Source organism: Pseudomonas sp. HY13-MNA-CIBAN-0226, from assembly GCF_040310305.1.
In the GTDB taxonomy this organism is placed as follows: domain Bacteria; phylum Pseudomonadota; class Gammaproteobacteria; order Pseudomonadales; family Pseudomonadaceae; genus Aquipseudomonas; species Aquipseudomonas gregormendelii.
In genome coordinates, this window is the sequence record NZ_JBEOPS010000005.1 from 153,235 (window position 1) to 167,772 (window position 14,538).

Consider the following 14,538-nt stretch of genomic DNA (forward strand, 5'->3'; position numbering starts at 1 on the left):
GATCGCGGCTCGCCCGCGATGAAGGACTACCGGCCACGGCGTTACTTAACCTTTGGCCCCAGCCTCCAGCATATTCTCCGGCCGTACCCAGGCATCGAACTCTTCACTGGTCAGGTATCCCAGCTGTAACGCCGCCTCACGCAATGTCAGCCCTTCGCCATACGCTTTCTTGGCTATCTCCGCGGACTTGTCATAACCGATATGCGGATTCAACGCCGTCACCAGCATCAACCCACGCTCCAGATGTTCAGCCATTTTCTGAGCATCCGGTTCCAGGCCGGCAATGCAATGCTGCTGGAAGTTGCTGCAGCCATCGCCCAGCAGACGGATCGATTGCAGCAGGTTGTGAATGATCACCGGCTTGAAGACGTTCAACTGCAGGTGTCCCTGGCTTGCCGCAAAACCGATAGCCACGTCGTTGCCCATGACCTGGCAGGCCAGCATCGACAAGGCTTCGCACTGAGTTGGATTAACCTTGCCTGGCATGATCGAACTGCCCGGCTCGTTGGCGGGCAGTTTCACTTCGGCTAAACCGGCACGCGGCCCGGAGCCCAGCAGGCGCAGGTCGTTGGCGATTTTCATCAGGGTGACGGCAAGGGTCTTCAACGCACCCGACAAGGTGGTCAAAGGTTCATGCCCTGCCAGCGCGGCAAATTTGTTCGGTGCCGTAACAAACGGCAGGCCGGAAAGGGCTGCCAGTTCGGCGGCAATCGCTTCGCCAAAACCGTGGGGCGAATTTAACCCAGTGCCGACTGCGGTGCCGCCCTGGGCCAGTTCACAGACGGCGGGCAACGCGCTGCGGATCGCTCTTTCGGCGTAATCGAGCTGTGCGATGAATGCCGACAGTTCCTGGCCGAAGGTGATCGGCGTGGCGTCCATCATGTGGGTGCGCCCGGTCTTGACCAGCTTCATGTGCCGGGCGGAGAGCTCCGCCAACCCGCCGGACAGTTCGCTGATCGCCGGCAGCAGTTGCTGTTGCACCGCCTGGGCCGTTGCGATGTGCATGGCGGTAGGGAAGCAGTCGTTGGAACTCTGGGAGCGGTTGACATGATCGTTGGGATGAACCGGCGATTTGCCGCCCCGCGGGTTACCGGCCAGTTCGTTGGCGCGACCGGCGATCACCTCATTGACGTTCATATTGCTCTGGGTACCGCTGCCGGTCTGCCAGACCACCAGCGGGAATTGATCGTCGTGGCTGCCATCGAGCACTTCGTCGGCCGCCTGTTCGATCAGGCGGGCAACGTCGGCCGGCACGTCACCGTTGCGGTCATTGACCCGTGCGGCGGCTTTCTTGATCAAGGCCAGCGCATGCAGCACCGCCAGTGGCATGCGTTCGTTGCCAATCGCGAAGTTGACCAGCGAGCGTTGCGTCTGAGCGCCCCAGTACGCCTCATCCGGGACTTCCACCTCGCCAAGGCTGTCGGTTTCGATACGGCTCATCGTGCACACTCCTGTAGGTCAGTTAGCGCAGTTTAGGCCGTGATCGTCCATGGTGGTTCCATCGGTGTCGAAATTGCCTGCTGGACCCCTCTAAATTAGGCCCCACAAGGCTTGGGGTTGAGTGACACACTTTTTTAGGCGCAGAATGGACGCCCTTGGGGTTTTACCTCGCCTGCTAGAAAAGGAAACTCGATGACTCGTCTTCGTGCCATCTGTACCGCGGTTGCACTGGTTTGCGCCAGCGGCCCTGTTTTTGCCGATACCGCCAGCCACAACGCCAGTGCCGAGGCTTTCCTGACCCTGGCGCACGCTGACAAACTGGGCACTCCGGTGTACATGCAAGTGCAGCAAATGTTCGCTCAGCGCTTTGAACAGACCAAAGCTCCCGAGTCGAAAAAAGCCCTGCTGGAAACCTACCAGGCCAAGGCCAACGCAGCGCTGGACCAGGCCATTGGCTGGAACAAGCTGAAGCCGGACATGGTCAAGCTCTACACCACCAACTTCAGTGAATCGGAGCTCAAGGACCTGGTCGCTTTCTACCGGTCGCCACTGGGCAAGAAAGTCCTGGAAAAAATGCCGCAACTGACCCAGCAATCGGCGCAGATGACTCAGGCCAAGCTGGAAAGCGCGGTCCCTGTGGTCAACAAACTGTTGGCTGACATGACCGCGGAGCTCGAGCCTAAGGGCGCAGCTCCTGCCAAGAAAAAGCCTTAAGCGGAGTCGGGCATGACCATGCAACAACGCATTGAGTCGACGCTGGGCCTGTTACAGCCCGAGCACCTGCAAGTGCTGGATGAGAGCCACATGCACAGTCGTGGGTTGCAGACTCACTTCAAGGCAGTGATCGTCAGCCAGCAGTTTGCAGGGCTCAACCGCGTCAAGCGTCACCAGAAAGTCTACGGCACGCTTGGCGAGATGATGGGCGAGTTTCATGCGTTGGCGCTGCATACCTATACACCTGAGGAATGGGCACAGATGGACGCGGCCCCGGCCTCGCCGACCTGTGCTGGCGGCAGCAAGCACTGAGATCACCGGCTGCAGGTGCACGGCTTGTGTGGGAGCAAGGCTTGCCGCGATAGCGTCCTCGAGATTGCCATCGCGGGCGAGCCTTGCTCCTACAGAAACCACATTTTTTTTGCTAGAATCCGCAACGCGCCGCTAACCCGGCGCGTTTTTTTTGAATCCGGTTCACCCCTTACGAGGGTAGCCACCTGGAGAAACACCCGATGACACAACAGATTGTTGTGGCGGCACTGTACAAGTTCGTCACCCTGGAAGATTACGTCACCCTGCGCGAGCCCTTGCTGCAGGCGATGGTCGACAACGGCATCAAAGGCACGCTGCTGATCGCCGAAGAAGGCATCAATGGCACCGTATCCGGCAGCCGTGAAGGCATCGACGGGCTCATGGCCTGGCTCAAGAACGACCCGCGCATGGACGATATCGATCACAAGGAATCGTACTGCGACGAGCAGCCGTTCTACCGCACCAAGGTCAAGCTCAAGAAAGAAATCGTCACCCTGGGCGTCGAAGGCGTGGATCCGAACAAAAAAGTCGGTACCTACGTTGATCCAGAGAACTGGAACGCGCTGATCAGCGACCCTGAAGTGCTGTTGATTGATACCCGCAACGACTACGAAGTGGCCATCGGCACCTTCGAGGGCGCCATCGATCCGAAGACCACCAGCTTTCGCGAATTTCCTGACTACATCAAGGAACACTTCGACCCGGCCGTGCACAAGAAGGTCGCGATGTTCTGCACCGGCGGCATTCGTTGCGAAAAGGCTTCGAGCTACATGCTCAGCCAGGGCTTCGATGAGGTCTATCACCTCAAGGGTGGCATTCTGAAGTACCTTGAAGAGGTGCCGCAGCAAGAAACCAAATGGCAGGGCGACTGTTTCGTCTTCGATAACCGGGTCACGGTGCGCCACGACCTCAGCGAAGGCGACTACGATCAATGTCATGCCTGCCGCACCCCGGTGAGCGTGCAAGACCGTGCATCCGAGCACTACGTGCCGGGCATCAGTTGCCCGCATTGCTGGGATAAGCTGAGCGAGAAGACTCGCCGTAGCGCCATCGACCGGCAGAAGCAGATCGAACTGGCGAAAGCGCGCAACATGCCGCATCCGATTGGCTACAACTACAAGCAAACTCCTTCCGAGGCTTGATCCCATGTCTGCGCGCCGCCTGCTCTATGTGATGGACCCGATGTGCTCCTGGTGCTGGGGTTTTGCTCCGGTGGCCCAAGCCCTGGTCGAGCAGGCGCGCGCGGCCGGGGTTGAGGTACATCTGGTAGTGGGCGGCTTGCGCACCGGCAGTGGTTCGGCGCTGGAACCGACCACCCGGCGTTATATTCTCGAACACTGGCAGGCGGTGACTGATGCCACCGGCCAGCCGTTCAAGCTTGAGGGTGCATTGCCCGACGGCTTTGTCTACGACACCGAACCCGCGTGCCGGGCGCTCGTGACCGCGCGTGGCCTGGCAGCCGATTGTGCGTGGACATTGCTCGGTTTGATTCAACATGCGTTCTACGCCGAGGGTCGCGACGTCACCCAGGCCAGTGTCCTGGTCGAGTTGGCGGAGCAGGCGGGGGTCCCGCGCATCGAGTTCGCCGCGGCATTTGACCGTGCCGAGCAGCACGCCGCGACCGACGCCGATTTCACCTGGGTCCAGGATCTTGGCATTGCCGGCTTCCCCACATTGCTGGCCGAGCGGGACGGGCAATTGGCGCTGCTGACCAATGGTTATCAACCGCTCAGCGAGCTGTCGCCATTGCTTGGCCGCTGGCTGGAGCGCGCCGCCTGTGCATGACCTGCCCGACGATGAACCCTCTCCCAAGCGTATGGATCGACTGAGCTGGGCCGAAATACGTCGCCTGGCCCTGCAGCATAAAAAAGCCTTGTGGATCGCCAACGGCGTAGCGGTCCTGGCCACTTTGTGCAGCGTGCCGATTCCCTTGCTGCTGCCACTGCTGGTGGATGAGGTGCTGCTGGGGCATGGCGATTCAGCGCTGAAGATCATGAACCACGCACTGCCGGAGCACTGGCAGAAAGCAGCGGGCTACATAGGCCTGATGCTGCTGGTTACCCTGAGCCTGCGTTGCGCCGCCCTGTTGTTCAACGTGGTGCAGGCGCGCCTGTTTGCAGCGCTGGCCAAGGACATCGTCTACCGCATTCGCTTGCGCCTGATCGAGCGGCTCAAGCGAATTTCCCTGGGGGAGTACGAAAGCCTTGGCAGCGGTACGGTCACCACGCATCTGGTGACCGATCTCGACACTCTCGACAAATTCGTTGGCGAAACGCTCAGCCGTTTCCTGGTGGCCATGCTGACCCTGGTCGGCACGGCGAGCATCCTGGTGTGGATGCACTGGAAGCTGGCGCTGCTGATCATGCTGTTCAACCCGCTGGTGATCTACGCCACGGTGTTGCTCGGCAAACGGGTCAAGCACCTGAAGAAACTGGAGAACGACAGCACCTCGCGCTTCACCCAGGCACTCACCGAAACCCTCGACTCCATTCAGGAAGTCCGTGCCGGCAACCGCCAGGGCTTTTTCCTCGGTCGACTCGGGCAGCGCGCCCGGGAAGTGCGGGATTACGCAGTCACCTCGCAGTGGAAAACCGATGCTTCGAACCGCGCCAGCGGCCTGCTGTTCCAGTTCGGTATCGACATCTTTCGCGCCGCAGCGATGCTCACCGTGCTGTTTTCCGACCTGTCCATCGGCCAGATGCTCGCGGTCTTCAGCTACCTGTGGTTCATGATCGGCCCGGTGGAGCAACTGTTGAACCTGCAATACGCCTTTTATGCAGCCGGCGGCGCCCTGTCGCGGATCAACGAACTACTCGCCCGAGCCGACGAACCGCAGTACGAGGGGGGCGTCGATCCGTTCCAGGGTCGCGAAACCGTGGGCATCGAAGTCCAGGGCCTGAGCTTCAGTTATGGCGATGAGCTGGTGCTGAACAAGATGAACCTGTCGATCGCGCCGGGGGAAAAGGTCGCGATCGTTGGTGCCAGTGGCGGTGGCAAGAGCACACTGGTGCAACTGCTGCTCGGTCTGTACACACCCCTGGCCGGTACCATTCGTTTCGGCGGTTCGACCCAGGAAGAAATCGGCCTGGAGACCGTGCGCGAGAATGTTGCCGTGGTCCTGCAGCATCCCGCGCTATTCAACGACACCGTGCGTGCCAACCTGACCATGGGCCGCGAACGCAGCGACGAAGCCTGCTGGCAGGCCCTGGAAATTGCCCAACTGGATAACACAGTACGGGAATTACCCAATGGCCTGGACAGCATCGTCGGCCGATCCGGCGTGCGTTTGTCCGGCGGCCAACGCCAGCGCCTGGCGATTGCCCGCATGGTGCTGGCGGAGCCCAAGGTAGTGATCCTCGACGAGGCTACGTCGGCGCTGGACGCCGCCACCGAATACAACCTGCACCAGGCGTTGACGCGCTTCCTCAGTCATCGCACCACCCTGATCATCGCCCACCGGCTGTCCGCCGTGAAACAGGCTGACCGGGTGCTGGTGTTCGACGGGGGGCAGATCGCCGAGGACGGCGATCACCAGCAGCTGATTGCAGACGGTGGTCTGTACGCCAAGCTTTACGGGCATTTGCAGCAGCACTAGCCTCGTCAGCAGGGCTCTGACTTGCCGGGAGCGAGAACGCCCCCTAGTCTGGGGGTAGCGATCACGTCGGGATGATGATCTGGCAGTGCTAATGCAAGGGACCTCATGAATCAAACGCGGACTCTCGGAACTCCACGGTTGCTGGGCATCGTATGGCCTTTCATCGCCGTCGTGTTATTTCAGGCGCTGCTGGGCGGCTTCAGTCTTTATGTTTTGTCGGCGGTTCGCGGCTACGTGGCCGGTGAAAGCCTGTGGTCCAAAGGCCAGAAAGACGCCATCTATTACCTGAACCTCTACGCGGAAAATCGCGACGAGGCGATTTTCCTCAAGTATCAGAACGCCATCGCCGTGCCCCATGGCGGCCATGAGCTGCGCCTGGCCCTCGATCACCAGCCGCCCAACCTCGAGGCCGCCCGGCTGGCGATTCTCAAAGGGGGCAATCACCCCGACGATGTGTCCAGCCTGATCTGGCTCTACCTTAATTTTCGCCATTTCAGCTATCTGGAAAAAGCCATCGACCTGTGGACAGTCGGTGACGCCTATCTGGTGCAGCTCGATGAAGTCGCCAGCGAAATGCACCAGCGCATGAGCGACGGCCAGGCGTCGGATGCCGACGTCACTCGCTGGAAAGACCGGATTTTTGCGATCAATGACGGTGTCACGCCTGCGGCCAAGGCCTTTAGTGATGCGTTGGGCGAGGGCTCGCGAATGATCCTTCGCCTGCTGCTGGTGATCAACCTTGCCACCGCGTTGGGCCTGATTGCGCTGGCGTTGATGCGCACCCACAAACTGCTCAAGCAGCGCCACGCCTTTGCCGACGCCTTGCAGCTGGAAAAGGATCGGGCGCAGATCACCCTGCAATCGATCGGCGATGCCGTCATCACGACCGACGTCGACGGCGCAATTGCCTACATGAACCCGGCGGCCGAGGCGCTGACCCACTGGAAAGCCGAACAGGCCGCAGGTTTGCCGTTGGCGGCGCTGTTCAACTTGCTGGATGAAAATGCCCAGGCGGAAGGTTTCACCCTGATCGAACATATCCTCAGTGGTCAGCTCAGGGGCGGCAGCGAGCACTCCAAGCTGATCCAGCGCCTGGATGGCAGCACTGTTTCGGTGACATTGGTGGGCGCGCCGATCCGTAACGCCGGCAAGGTCAGTGGCACCGTATTGGTACTGCACGACATGACCCAGGAGCGCCAGTACATTGCCAATCTTTCGTGGCAGGCCACGCACGACGCCCTGACCGGGCTCGCCAACCGCCGCGAGTTCGAGTTCCGCCTGGAGCAGGCCCTGCACAATCTGACGCGTCAGGCAGGGCGTCACTCGCTGATGTTTCTCGACCTGGACCAGTTCAAGCTGGTCAACGATACCTGCGGCCACGCGGCCGGTGATGAGTTGCTGCGGCACATTTGTGCCCTGTTGCAGTCAGGTTTGCGTGAGGGAGACACCCTGGCCAGGCTGGGGGGCGACGAATTCGGCATTCTGCTGGAAAACTGCGCGCCAGAAGCTGCCGAGAAGATCGCCGACAGCCTGCGTCAGACGGTTCAGAATCTGCACTTCGTATGGAAAGGCCGCCCATTCGTGACCACTGTCAGCATCGGCCTGGTACATGTCACTCAGCATCCAACGACCCTGGAAGCCTCTTTGCGTGCCGCCGACATGGCTTGCTACATGGCCAAGGAGAAGGGTCGCAACCGCATTCAGGTCTACCACGCCGATGATTCGGAGCTGTCCCTGCGCTTTGGCGAGATGGCTTGGGTACAACGCCTGCATATGGCCCTGGAAGACAACCGGTTCTGCCTCTATGCCCAACAGATCGCGCCGCTCGGGCATGTAGAGGAGGGCGGTGGACATATTGAAATCCTGTTGCGTCTACATGATGAAGCCGGGCGAATGATACTACCCGACAGTTTCATACCGGCGGCGGAGCGTTATGGGCTAATGACTTCCCTTGATCGCTGGGTAGTGGAGAACGTATTCAAGATCATTGCGCAATGCATACAGGAAAATCACAAAGGCCCTTTGGCCATGTGTGCGATTAATCTGTCAGGCACTACTATAGGAGATGACGCATTTCTGAACTTCCTGCGTAAACAGTTTGTTGTTTACTCAATCCCTCCTGAAATGATTTGTTTTGAAATTACTGAAACCAGTGCGATATCAAATTTGGGGAGTGCGATTAGATTTATCAATGAACTCAAAGGTTTAGGTTGCCATTTTTCACTTGATGATTTTTGTGCCGGAATGTCTTCATTCGCCTACTTGAAACATTTACCTGTAGACTTCCTGAAGATCGACGGGAGTTTCGTAAAGGATATGCTGGACGACCCGATTAACCTCGCCATGGTCGAAGTGATTAATCACATCGGTCATGTAATGGGTAAACGCACGATTGCCGAGTTTGTCGAAACACCACAGATCGAGCAGGCACTGCTTGAGATTGGGGTCGATTATGCTCAAGGGTATGTGATTGAACGCCCGCACCTGTTTACCTGTGAAAGTTTGCAGAGTCGTCCGGCGAGGCCTCAGCCTTTGTTATTCAAGGCGCCGGGCACCTTTCGCTGAAACATCTTGCCGATCCTTCAAATCACAATCAAAAGGAGCTCGACAGTGATCGACACATTCATCAGAACCGGACCTCTCATGGAAGCTGCAAGTTATCCGAACTGGGCACAACGCCTGATTCAGGACTGCAGCGAGAACAAACGCCGGGTGGTTGAACATGAACTCTATCAACGGCTGCGTGACAACAAACTCAGTGCGAAGACCATGCGCCACTACCTCATTGGTGGCTGGCCAGTCGTCGAACAGTTTGCCTTGTATATGGCGCAGAACCTGACGAAGACCCGCTTTGCCCGACACCCTGGCGAAGACATGGTGCGGCGCTGGTTGATGCGCAATATTCGAGTGGAGCTTAATCATGCCGACTACTGGGTGCACTGGAGCCGGGCGCATGGCGTAACTCTGGAAGAGTTGCAGGCACAAACTGTCGCCCCTGAACTTCATGCATTGAGTCACTGGTGCTGGCACACCAGTTCGTCCGATTCGCTGATCGTGGCCATCGCCGCGACCAACTACGCCATTGAAGGGGCGACGGGGGAGTGGTCAGCGGTGGTCTGTTCCAATGGCGTGTATGCCGCCTCCTTCCCCGAAGAGGAGCGCAAGCGCGCCATGAAGTGGCTGAAGATGCACGCCCAGTACGACGACGCCCACCCGTGGGAGGCGCTGGAAATCATCTGCACCCTGGCGGGCCTGAATCCGAGCGAGGCATTGCAGGCTGAGTTACGCCAGGCGATTCGCAAGAGTTATGACTACATGTACTTGTTCCTGGAACGGTGCATGCAGCTTGAGCACGCGGAACGGGCGCCGGTTACCCGTGAGCGCATGGCGCTGGCGGAAAGTTGATCGACTGATATCTGCTGCAAAAAAATAGCCCGCCCCTGCTGTCTGAGTCGACAGTGGGGGCGGGCTTTTTTATAGCCGCCACCTGGCTCAGGCGCTGATCTTGAGTCCGACCAGCCCGGCGATGATCAGGGCGACACTGGCCAGCCTGAACAGCGCCATGGACTCGCCAAAAAGGATGATCCCGGCGATCACGGTGCCGACAGCGCCGACGCCCGTCCAGATGGCATAAGCGGTGCCCAGCGGCAGCTCCTTCATGGCAAGGCCCAGCAAGCCAAGGCTGATGGCCATGGCTGCAATGGTCAGGGCCGTGGGAAGCGGACGACTGAAGCCGTCGGTGTACTTCAGGCCCACCGCCCAGCCTACTTCGAACAGGCCGGCGAAAAACAGAATGATCCAGGACATGTAAGACCTCCATCGATTGACGGGGTCGTCCCCAGGTAAATGACTCGATCGAGCCGCAAGGTCGTCCTCGCGATGAGCAGTATGGTGCCCATTATTAACCTGGGGATCAAGTTTCCGGCTCAGTCAGTGACTTGCCGCATGGCGGTCTCACGGTCCTGCTTTTCACTCATCCGCCGGAACCAGGTCGAGAGCAGCGCCCCCGAAATGTTGTGCCAAACACTGAACAAGGCACTGGGCACCGCTGCCAGTGGCGAGAAGTGCGCGCTGGCCAGCGCGGCACCCAGGCCAGAGTTCTGCATGCCCACCTCCAGCGCGAGGGATTTACGCTGGGCCAGTGGCAGCTTGAACAGACGGCCGGTGAAATAGCCCAGCAGATAACCGAAGCTGTTGTGCAGCATCACTACGGCCATGATCAACAGACCCGATTCGGCAATCTTCGCCTGGCTGGCAGCCACCACGGCGGCGACGATGATCACGATGCTGACCACCGAAATCAGCGGCAGTACTTCCACTGCGTGACGAACCCGCTCGCCGAGCACGCGCTGAGCCAGTACGCCGAGCACGATCGGCAGCAGCACTACTTGCAGGATCGACCAGAACAGCTCCATGAAAGACACCGGCAGCCAGGCCGAAGCCAGCAACCAGATTAAAGCCGGGGTCAGCAGCGGGGCGAGAAGGGTGGTCACTGCCGCGATAGCCACCGACAGCGCCAGGTCACCGCGGGCCAGCCAGGTCATGACATTGGAGGACGTGCCACTCGGGCAGCAGCCGACCAGAATGACGCCTACGGCGATTTCCGCCGGCAACTGGAACACCTGGCACAGTAACCACGCCATGCCGGGCATGATCACGAAATGCGCGACTACGCCGAGCGCCACTCGCCACGGGTGGCGGGCCACTTCAGCGAAGTCTTCGAGCTTGAGGGTCAGGCCCATGCCGAACATCACCAGCCCCAGCAGCGGCACAATGGCCACCTTGAGACCGACGAACCAAGCGGGCTGGAGGAACGCTAACACGGCGAAAATCAGTACCGAGTAGGCGAAGGTGTTGCCGACAAAGCGACTCAATGCAGCCAGTGCGCGCATGGCCTGATCCTTATTGTATGAAAGCGTTAGGGAGCTAAGCATACGCTGCTTGCAAAAAAGATCGCAGCCTGCGGCAGCTCCTGTACGGGAAACGCATTCCAATGCAGGAGCTGCCGAAGGCTGCGATCTTTACAGGCGCTGCCGATCTACATGATCAGATTCCCTGAGGCGTCTCTTCTCCGCCCAATGCTTCCACCAATGCTGGCAGGAAGTCGCCGAAGGTCAGCATCATCAGGGTGAAACTGGCGTCCAGCTGGCCGAGGGCTTCTTCGCCTCCGTCCTGTTCCGCCTGATCCTGCAGCAGGTCTTCGAACTTCAGGCGCTTGACCACCATCTTGTCGTCGAGGACGAAAGACAGCTTGTCCTGCCAGGCCAGCGACAGCTGGGTAACCACCTTGCCGGTGCTCAGGTGCAGCTGGATTTCTTCGCTGGTCAGGTCCTGGCGCTTGCAGCGCACGATGCCGCCATCTTCATGGGTGTCACGCAGCTCGCACTCGTCCAGCACAAAGAAGTCGTCCGCCGCTTTCTGGGTGGTGACCCATTCGGTCATCGTGGCGGTCGGCGACATCTTCACGGTCAGCGGGCGCACTGGCAGTGTGCCGATGACTTCGCGCAAGGTGGAGAGCAGGTCTTCGGCGCGTTTCGGGCTGGCGGAGTTGACCAGGATCAGCCCCTGTTTTGGCGCGATGGCAGCAAAGGTGGACGAACGACGGATAAATGCGCGCGGCAGGAAGGCCTGGATGATTTCATCCTTGATCTGGTCGCGTTCCTTTTTATAGACCTTGCGCATTTGTTCGGCCTCGATCTCTTCGACCTTTTCCTTGACCGCGTCACGTACGACGCTGCCTGGCAGAATGCGCTCTTCCTTGCGGGCCGAGATCAGCAGGAAATCGCCGCTGACATGGACCAGGGGCGCATCTTCGCCCTTGCCGAACGGCGCAACGAAGCCGTAGGTGGTCAACTCCTGGCTTGCACATGGACGCGCCTGTTTGGTGGCCAGTGCAGTTTCCAACGCCTCGGCATCAAAAGGCAGATCTTGGGTCAGGCGATAGATAAGCAGGTTTTTGAACCACATGGGGTGAGTCTCTCCTTATATGCAAAGGGGGGCATTATTCTCTTCGCGGTGCCATAGGCCAACCCTTCTCTAAGCCTTTGGAAGGGCTCGGAAAATTATTTTAAAAAGTGCTTGCCAGAGAGGGGGGTGCTCCGTAGAATGCGCGCCACACCGAACGTGAAGGGTGATTAGCTCAGCTGGGAGAGCGTCTGCCTTACAAGCAGAATGTCGGCGGTTCGATCCCGTCATCACCCACCATTCGCATTCAGTGTTACGCGCAGCGGTAGTTCAGTCGGTTAGAATACCGGCCTGTCACGCCGGGGGTCGCGGGTTCGAGTCCCGTCCGCTGCGCCATATTCGGTAATCTGGAACGCTGAACGCCAGGTCACCACGGAAAAGCCCGCTTAGGCGGGTTTTTTTCTGCCTCAAGTTTGTACGTTGTTCCTGCAGGGTGTGTCGTTTCACCGGTTTTCTGATTTATTTGAAAAATTATTCAATTAAATCAACACATTAAGAAAACTTGTGGCATAATGCGTCCCGTAACGAAGCGAAGGGTGATTAGCTCAGCTGGGAGAGCGTCTGCCTTACAAGCAGAATGTCGGCGGTTCGATCCCGTCATCACCCACCATTCGTTTCAAGCGTTTTGCGCAGCGGTAGTTCAGTCGGTTAGAATACCGGCCTGTCACGCCGGGGGTCGCGGGTTCGAGTCCCGTCCGCTGCGCCATATTCGGTAATCTGGAACGCTGAACGCCAGGTCACCACGGAAAAGCCCGCCTAGTGCGGGCTTTTTTTCGTCTGCGATTTGGCTTTTGCCGTGTCAGCGTCATTGCACCACCGCAAGACATTAGCCGCCGTGGGGAGTAGATGACAGAAGCTTCACCCGCCGAATGCCGAAATGCGTTACAACACCTGAACTTATCAGACGTTTCCTGCTCTCATGCCGGTAGCCATTGGTCGTGGCCGCCTGATAAGCTCGCGGCTTTATTCGATTGCCCTTTAGGCGCATGAACAAGGAAATAGCATGAAACAGCATCGGTTGGCGGCGGCGGTGGCCCTGGTTAGCCTGGTACTTGCGGGTTGTGATTCGCAGACCAGCGTAGAGCTGAAAACCCCGGCGCAAAAAGCTTCCTACGGGATTGGCCTGAACATGGGCAAAAGCCTGGCTCAGGAAGGCATGGATGATCTGGACTCCAAAGCCGTTGCCCAGGGCATCGAAGATGCCGTTGGCAAGAAAGAACAGAAACTGAAGGATGAAGAGCTGGTCGAAGCCTTCGCCGCGCTGCAGAAGCGTGCTGAAGAGCGCATGGCTAAAATGAGCGAAGAGTCGGCATCCGCTGGCAAGAAATTCCTCGAAGACAATGCCAAGAAAGCGGGTGTTACCACCACTGCTTCGGGCCTGCAGTACGAAGTCGTCAAAAAGGCCGACGGCGCCCAGCCCAAGCCGAGCGACGTAGTGACTGTGCACTACACCGGTACCCTGACCAACGGCACCGTGTTCGACAGCTCCGTTGAACGTGGCAGCCCGATTGACCTGCCGGTCAGCGGTGTGATCCCGGGTTGGGTCGAAGGCCTGCAACTGATGCACGTAGGCGAGAAGTACAAGCTCTACATTCCTAGCGAACTGGCTTACGGCGCGCAAAGCCCAAGCCCGGCAATCCCGGCCAACTCGGTGCTGGTATTCGACCTGGAACTGCTGGCGATCAAGGATCCGGCAAAACAGGAAGACGCAGCCAAGTAATTTGCGTCTGTTTTGAACCAACGCCTCGCTCATGCGGGGCGTTGTTGCATTCGGGATTTGACGAACGCAAACAAAACGAACGGACGTGGCAGGATGCAGTCATAGCGATTGAAGACGCCTGCGCTAGCCGCGCTGGGGCGCCAAGTCAATGAAATGTTGGGTTTTTTTATGTGAGTAAAAAACGCCCGATCTGAGCTCAGCCCTTATGAAACGGGGGCTTCAGCGACAAAATGCAGCTCTGTTCACAAGGTTATCCACAATTTGTGTGGATAACATTTCAGCGGGAGGAAATATGAAAGCACCCTGGAACTTTGCCCGTTTCCTGCCACTGGCCGGCCGGCTGCTTGCTCGGGGCCGTCTGCCGACTTTGCTGTTCGCTGTCGCCAGCAAAGGTGCCAGTCAAGGCAACCGCCTGGGCAAGCTCAAGGAAGACCTGCGCCTGCTGCAGGCCTTGTGCCTGGCCTATTGGCGAGGAGAGTACCGCGCGATCAGCCCCAAGGCGCTGATTTCGGTAGTGGCCGGCTTGATGTATTTCCTCAGTCCCGTAGACGCGATCCCCGACTTCATTCCCATGTTCGGGATGCTGGATGATATCGCCGTGCTGGCCTGGCTCATGAAAGTACTGGATGACGAGTTGTCTGCCTTTCGTGCCTGGCGCAAGCGCCAACTGCCGGAGAAGCTGGCAGTGGTGGAACGGCTGCCTGACACACCGGAGCAACTTCAGCTGCAAAATCCGAAAAAACCATGATCTGACAGAAAATCGTCCCTGTATTCATGCACCTCGTGACCGTGG

At 58.7% G+C, this 14,538-nt stretch carries 13 protein-coding genes and 4 tRNA genes; 13 read left to right on the forward strand and 4 right to left on the reverse strand.

Features of this window, described 5'->3' with window-relative positions; all coding sequences use genetic code 11:
* Positions 1–45: 45 nt before the first annotated feature.
* Positions 46–1,440 (reverse strand): class II fumarate hydratase, encoded by a 1,395-nt coding sequence (locus tag AAEZ05_RS07435; RefSeq protein WP_350646877.1) that lies wholly within the window; start codon positions 1,438–1,440, stop codon positions 46–48.
* A gap of 192 nt (positions 1,441–1,632) precedes the next feature.
* On the opposite strand from AAEZ05_RS07435, the gene AAEZ05_RS07440 reads away from it, so the two are divergent.
* The 7 genes from AAEZ05_RS07440 to AAEZ05_RS07470 all read left to right on the forward strand — a co-directional run bounded on the left by AAEZ05_RS07440 (position 1,633) and on the right by AAEZ05_RS07470 (position 9,466).
* Positions 1,633–2,154: a DUF2059 domain-containing protein gene (locus AAEZ05_RS07440; RefSeq protein ID WP_045061674.1), complete on the forward strand. Its 522-nt coding sequence runs from the start codon at positions 1,633–1,635 to the stop codon at positions 2,152–2,154.
* Positions 2,155–2,166: 12 nt separating this feature from the next.
* Positions 2,167–2,466 carry a BolA family protein gene (locus AAEZ05_RS07445; protein WP_045061673.1) on the forward strand — a complete coding sequence of 100 codons (300 nt, stop codon included), beginning with the start codon at positions 2,167–2,169 and terminating at the stop codon, positions 2,464–2,466.
* A gap of 200 nt (positions 2,467–2,666) precedes the next feature.
* Positions 2,667–3,608 carry an oxygen-dependent tRNA uridine(34) hydroxylase TrhO gene (gene trhO / locus AAEZ05_RS07450; RefSeq protein WP_045061672.1) on the forward strand — a complete coding sequence of 314 codons (942 nt, stop codon included), beginning with the start codon at positions 2,667–2,669 and terminating at the stop codon, positions 3,606–3,608.
* 40 nt (positions 3,609–3,648) lie between these two features.
* Entirely contained in the window at positions 3,649–4,251 is a 603-nt protein-coding gene (locus AAEZ05_RS07455) for a DsbA family protein (RefSeq protein ID WP_177328591.1), read from the forward strand.
* A 31-nt stretch (positions 4,252–4,282) separates the two neighbouring features.
* Positions 4,283–6,061, forward strand: a complete 1,779-nt coding sequence (locus AAEZ05_RS07460) for an ABC transporter ATP-binding protein (protein WP_177328590.1) — start codon at positions 4,283–4,285, stop codon at positions 6,059–6,061.
* A 105-nt stretch (positions 6,062–6,166) separates the two neighbouring features.
* The gene (locus AAEZ05_RS07465) at positions 6,167–8,626 is read left to right on the forward strand and encodes an EAL domain-containing protein (protein ID WP_045061669.1); all 2,460 of its coding nucleotides are present in this window, start codon (positions 6,167–6,169) and stop codon (positions 8,624–8,626) included.
* Positions 8,627–8,704: 78 nt separating this feature from the next.
* The gene (locus AAEZ05_RS07470; RefSeq protein ID WP_502947759.1) at positions 8,705–9,466 is read left to right on the forward strand and encodes an iron-containing redox enzyme family protein; all 762 of its coding nucleotides are present in this window, start codon (positions 8,705–8,707) and stop codon (positions 9,464–9,466) included.
* An 87-nt stretch (positions 9,467–9,553) separates the two neighbouring features.
* Here the strand turns inward: AAEZ05_RS07470 and sugE are convergent, their stop codons facing one another.
* The 3 genes from sugE to rdgC form a co-directional block, all read right to left on the reverse strand.
* Positions 9,554–9,868: a quaternary ammonium compound efflux SMR transporter SugE gene (gene sugE / locus AAEZ05_RS07475; RefSeq protein WP_045061667.1), complete on the reverse strand. Its 315-nt coding sequence runs from the start codon at positions 9,866–9,868 to the stop codon at positions 9,554–9,556.
* 119 nt (positions 9,869–9,987) lie between these two features.
* On the reverse strand, positions 9,988–10,953 hold the full coding sequence (locus tag AAEZ05_RS07480; protein WP_350646879.1) for a bile acid:sodium symporter family protein: 966 nt from the start codon (positions 10,951–10,953) through the stop codon (positions 9,988–9,990).
* 154 nt (positions 10,954–11,107) lie between these two features.
* Positions 11,108–12,028, reverse strand: coding sequence for a recombination-associated protein RdgC (rdgC, locus tag AAEZ05_RS07485; RefSeq protein ID WP_045061665.1), 921 nt, complete (start codon positions 12,026–12,028; stop codon positions 11,108–11,110).
* A gap of 161 nt (positions 12,029–12,189) precedes the next feature.
* Here rdgC and AAEZ05_RS07490 point away from each other — a divergent pair.
* The 6 genes from AAEZ05_RS07490 to AAEZ05_RS07515 all read left to right on the forward strand — a co-directional run bounded on the left by AAEZ05_RS07490 (position 12,190) and on the right by AAEZ05_RS07515 (position 14,493).
* Positions 12,190–12,265: transfer RNA gene (locus tag AAEZ05_RS07490), tRNA-Val, on the forward strand.
* A gap of 19 nt (positions 12,266–12,284) precedes the next feature.
* Positions 12,285–12,361: transfer RNA gene (locus tag AAEZ05_RS07495), tRNA-Asp, on the forward strand.
* Between the two features lie 198 nt (positions 12,362–12,559).
* Positions 12,560–12,635, forward strand: a tRNA-Val gene (locus AAEZ05_RS07500).
* Between the two features lie 19 nt (positions 12,636–12,654).
* Positions 12,655–12,731 (forward strand) — tRNA-Asp (locus tag AAEZ05_RS07505).
* A gap of 297 nt (positions 12,732–13,028) precedes the next feature.
* Positions 13,029–13,745, forward strand: coding sequence for a BamJ family beta-barrel-assembly machinery protein (bamJ, locus tag AAEZ05_RS07510; RefSeq protein WP_350646880.1), 717 nt, complete (start codon positions 13,029–13,031; stop codon positions 13,743–13,745).
* A gap of 292 nt (positions 13,746–14,037) precedes the next feature.
* On the forward strand, positions 14,038–14,493 hold the full coding sequence (locus AAEZ05_RS07515) for a YkvA family protein (RefSeq protein WP_045058068.1): 456 nt from the start codon (positions 14,038–14,040) through the stop codon (positions 14,491–14,493).
* The last annotated feature ends 45 nt before the right edge of the window (positions 14,494–14,538 follow it).

Bases quoted from the DNA above. Each gene is read 5' to 3' on its own strand.
- AAEZ05_RS07455 (WP_177328591.1), top strand. From the start codon at position 3,649: ATGTGCTCCTGGTGCTGGGGTTTTGCTCCGGTGGCCCAAGCCCTGGTC.
- rdgC (WP_045061665.1), bottom strand. From the start codon at position 12,028: ATGTGGTTCAAAAACCTGCTTATCTATCGCCTGACCCAAGATCTGCCT.
- trhO (WP_045061672.1), top strand. From the start codon at position 2,667: ATGACACAACAGATTGTTGTGGCGGCACTGTACAAGTTCGTCACCCTG.
- sugE (WP_045061667.1), bottom strand. From the start codon at position 9,868: ATGTCCTGGATCATTCTGTTTTTCGCCGGCCTGTTCGAAGTAGGCTGG.
- AAEZ05_RS07460 (WP_177328590.1), top strand. From the start codon at position 4,283: ATGGATCGACTGAGCTGGGCCGAAATACGTCGCCTGGCCCTGCAGCAT.
- AAEZ05_RS07470 (WP_502947759.1), top strand. From the start codon at position 8,705: ATGGAAGCTGCAAGTTATCCGAACTGGGCACAACGCCTGATTCAGGAC.
- AAEZ05_RS07440 (WP_045061674.1), top strand. From the start codon at position 1,633: ATGACTCGTCTTCGTGCCATCTGTACCGCGGTTGCACTGGTTTGCGCC.
- AAEZ05_RS07435 (WP_350646877.1), bottom strand. From the start codon at position 1,440: ATGAGCCGTATCGAAACCGACAGCCTTGGCGAGGTGGAAGTCCCGGAT.
- AAEZ05_RS07445 (WP_045061673.1), top strand. From the start codon at position 2,167: ATGACCATGCAACAACGCATTGAGTCGACGCTGGGCCTGTTACAGCCC.
- AAEZ05_RS07465 (WP_045061669.1), top strand. From the start codon at position 6,167: ATGAATCAAACGCGGACTCTCGGAACTCCACGGTTGCTGGGCATCGTA.
- bamJ (WP_350646880.1), top strand. From the start codon at position 13,029: ATGAAACAGCATCGGTTGGCGGCGGCGGTGGCCCTGGTTAGCCTGGTA.
- AAEZ05_RS07480 (WP_350646879.1), bottom strand. From the start codon at position 10,953: ATGCGCGCACTGGCTGCATTGAGTCGCTTTGTCGGCAACACCTTCGCC.
- AAEZ05_RS07515 (WP_045058068.1), top strand. From the start codon at position 14,038: ATGAAAGCACCCTGGAACTTTGCCCGTTTCCTGCCACTGGCCGGCCGG.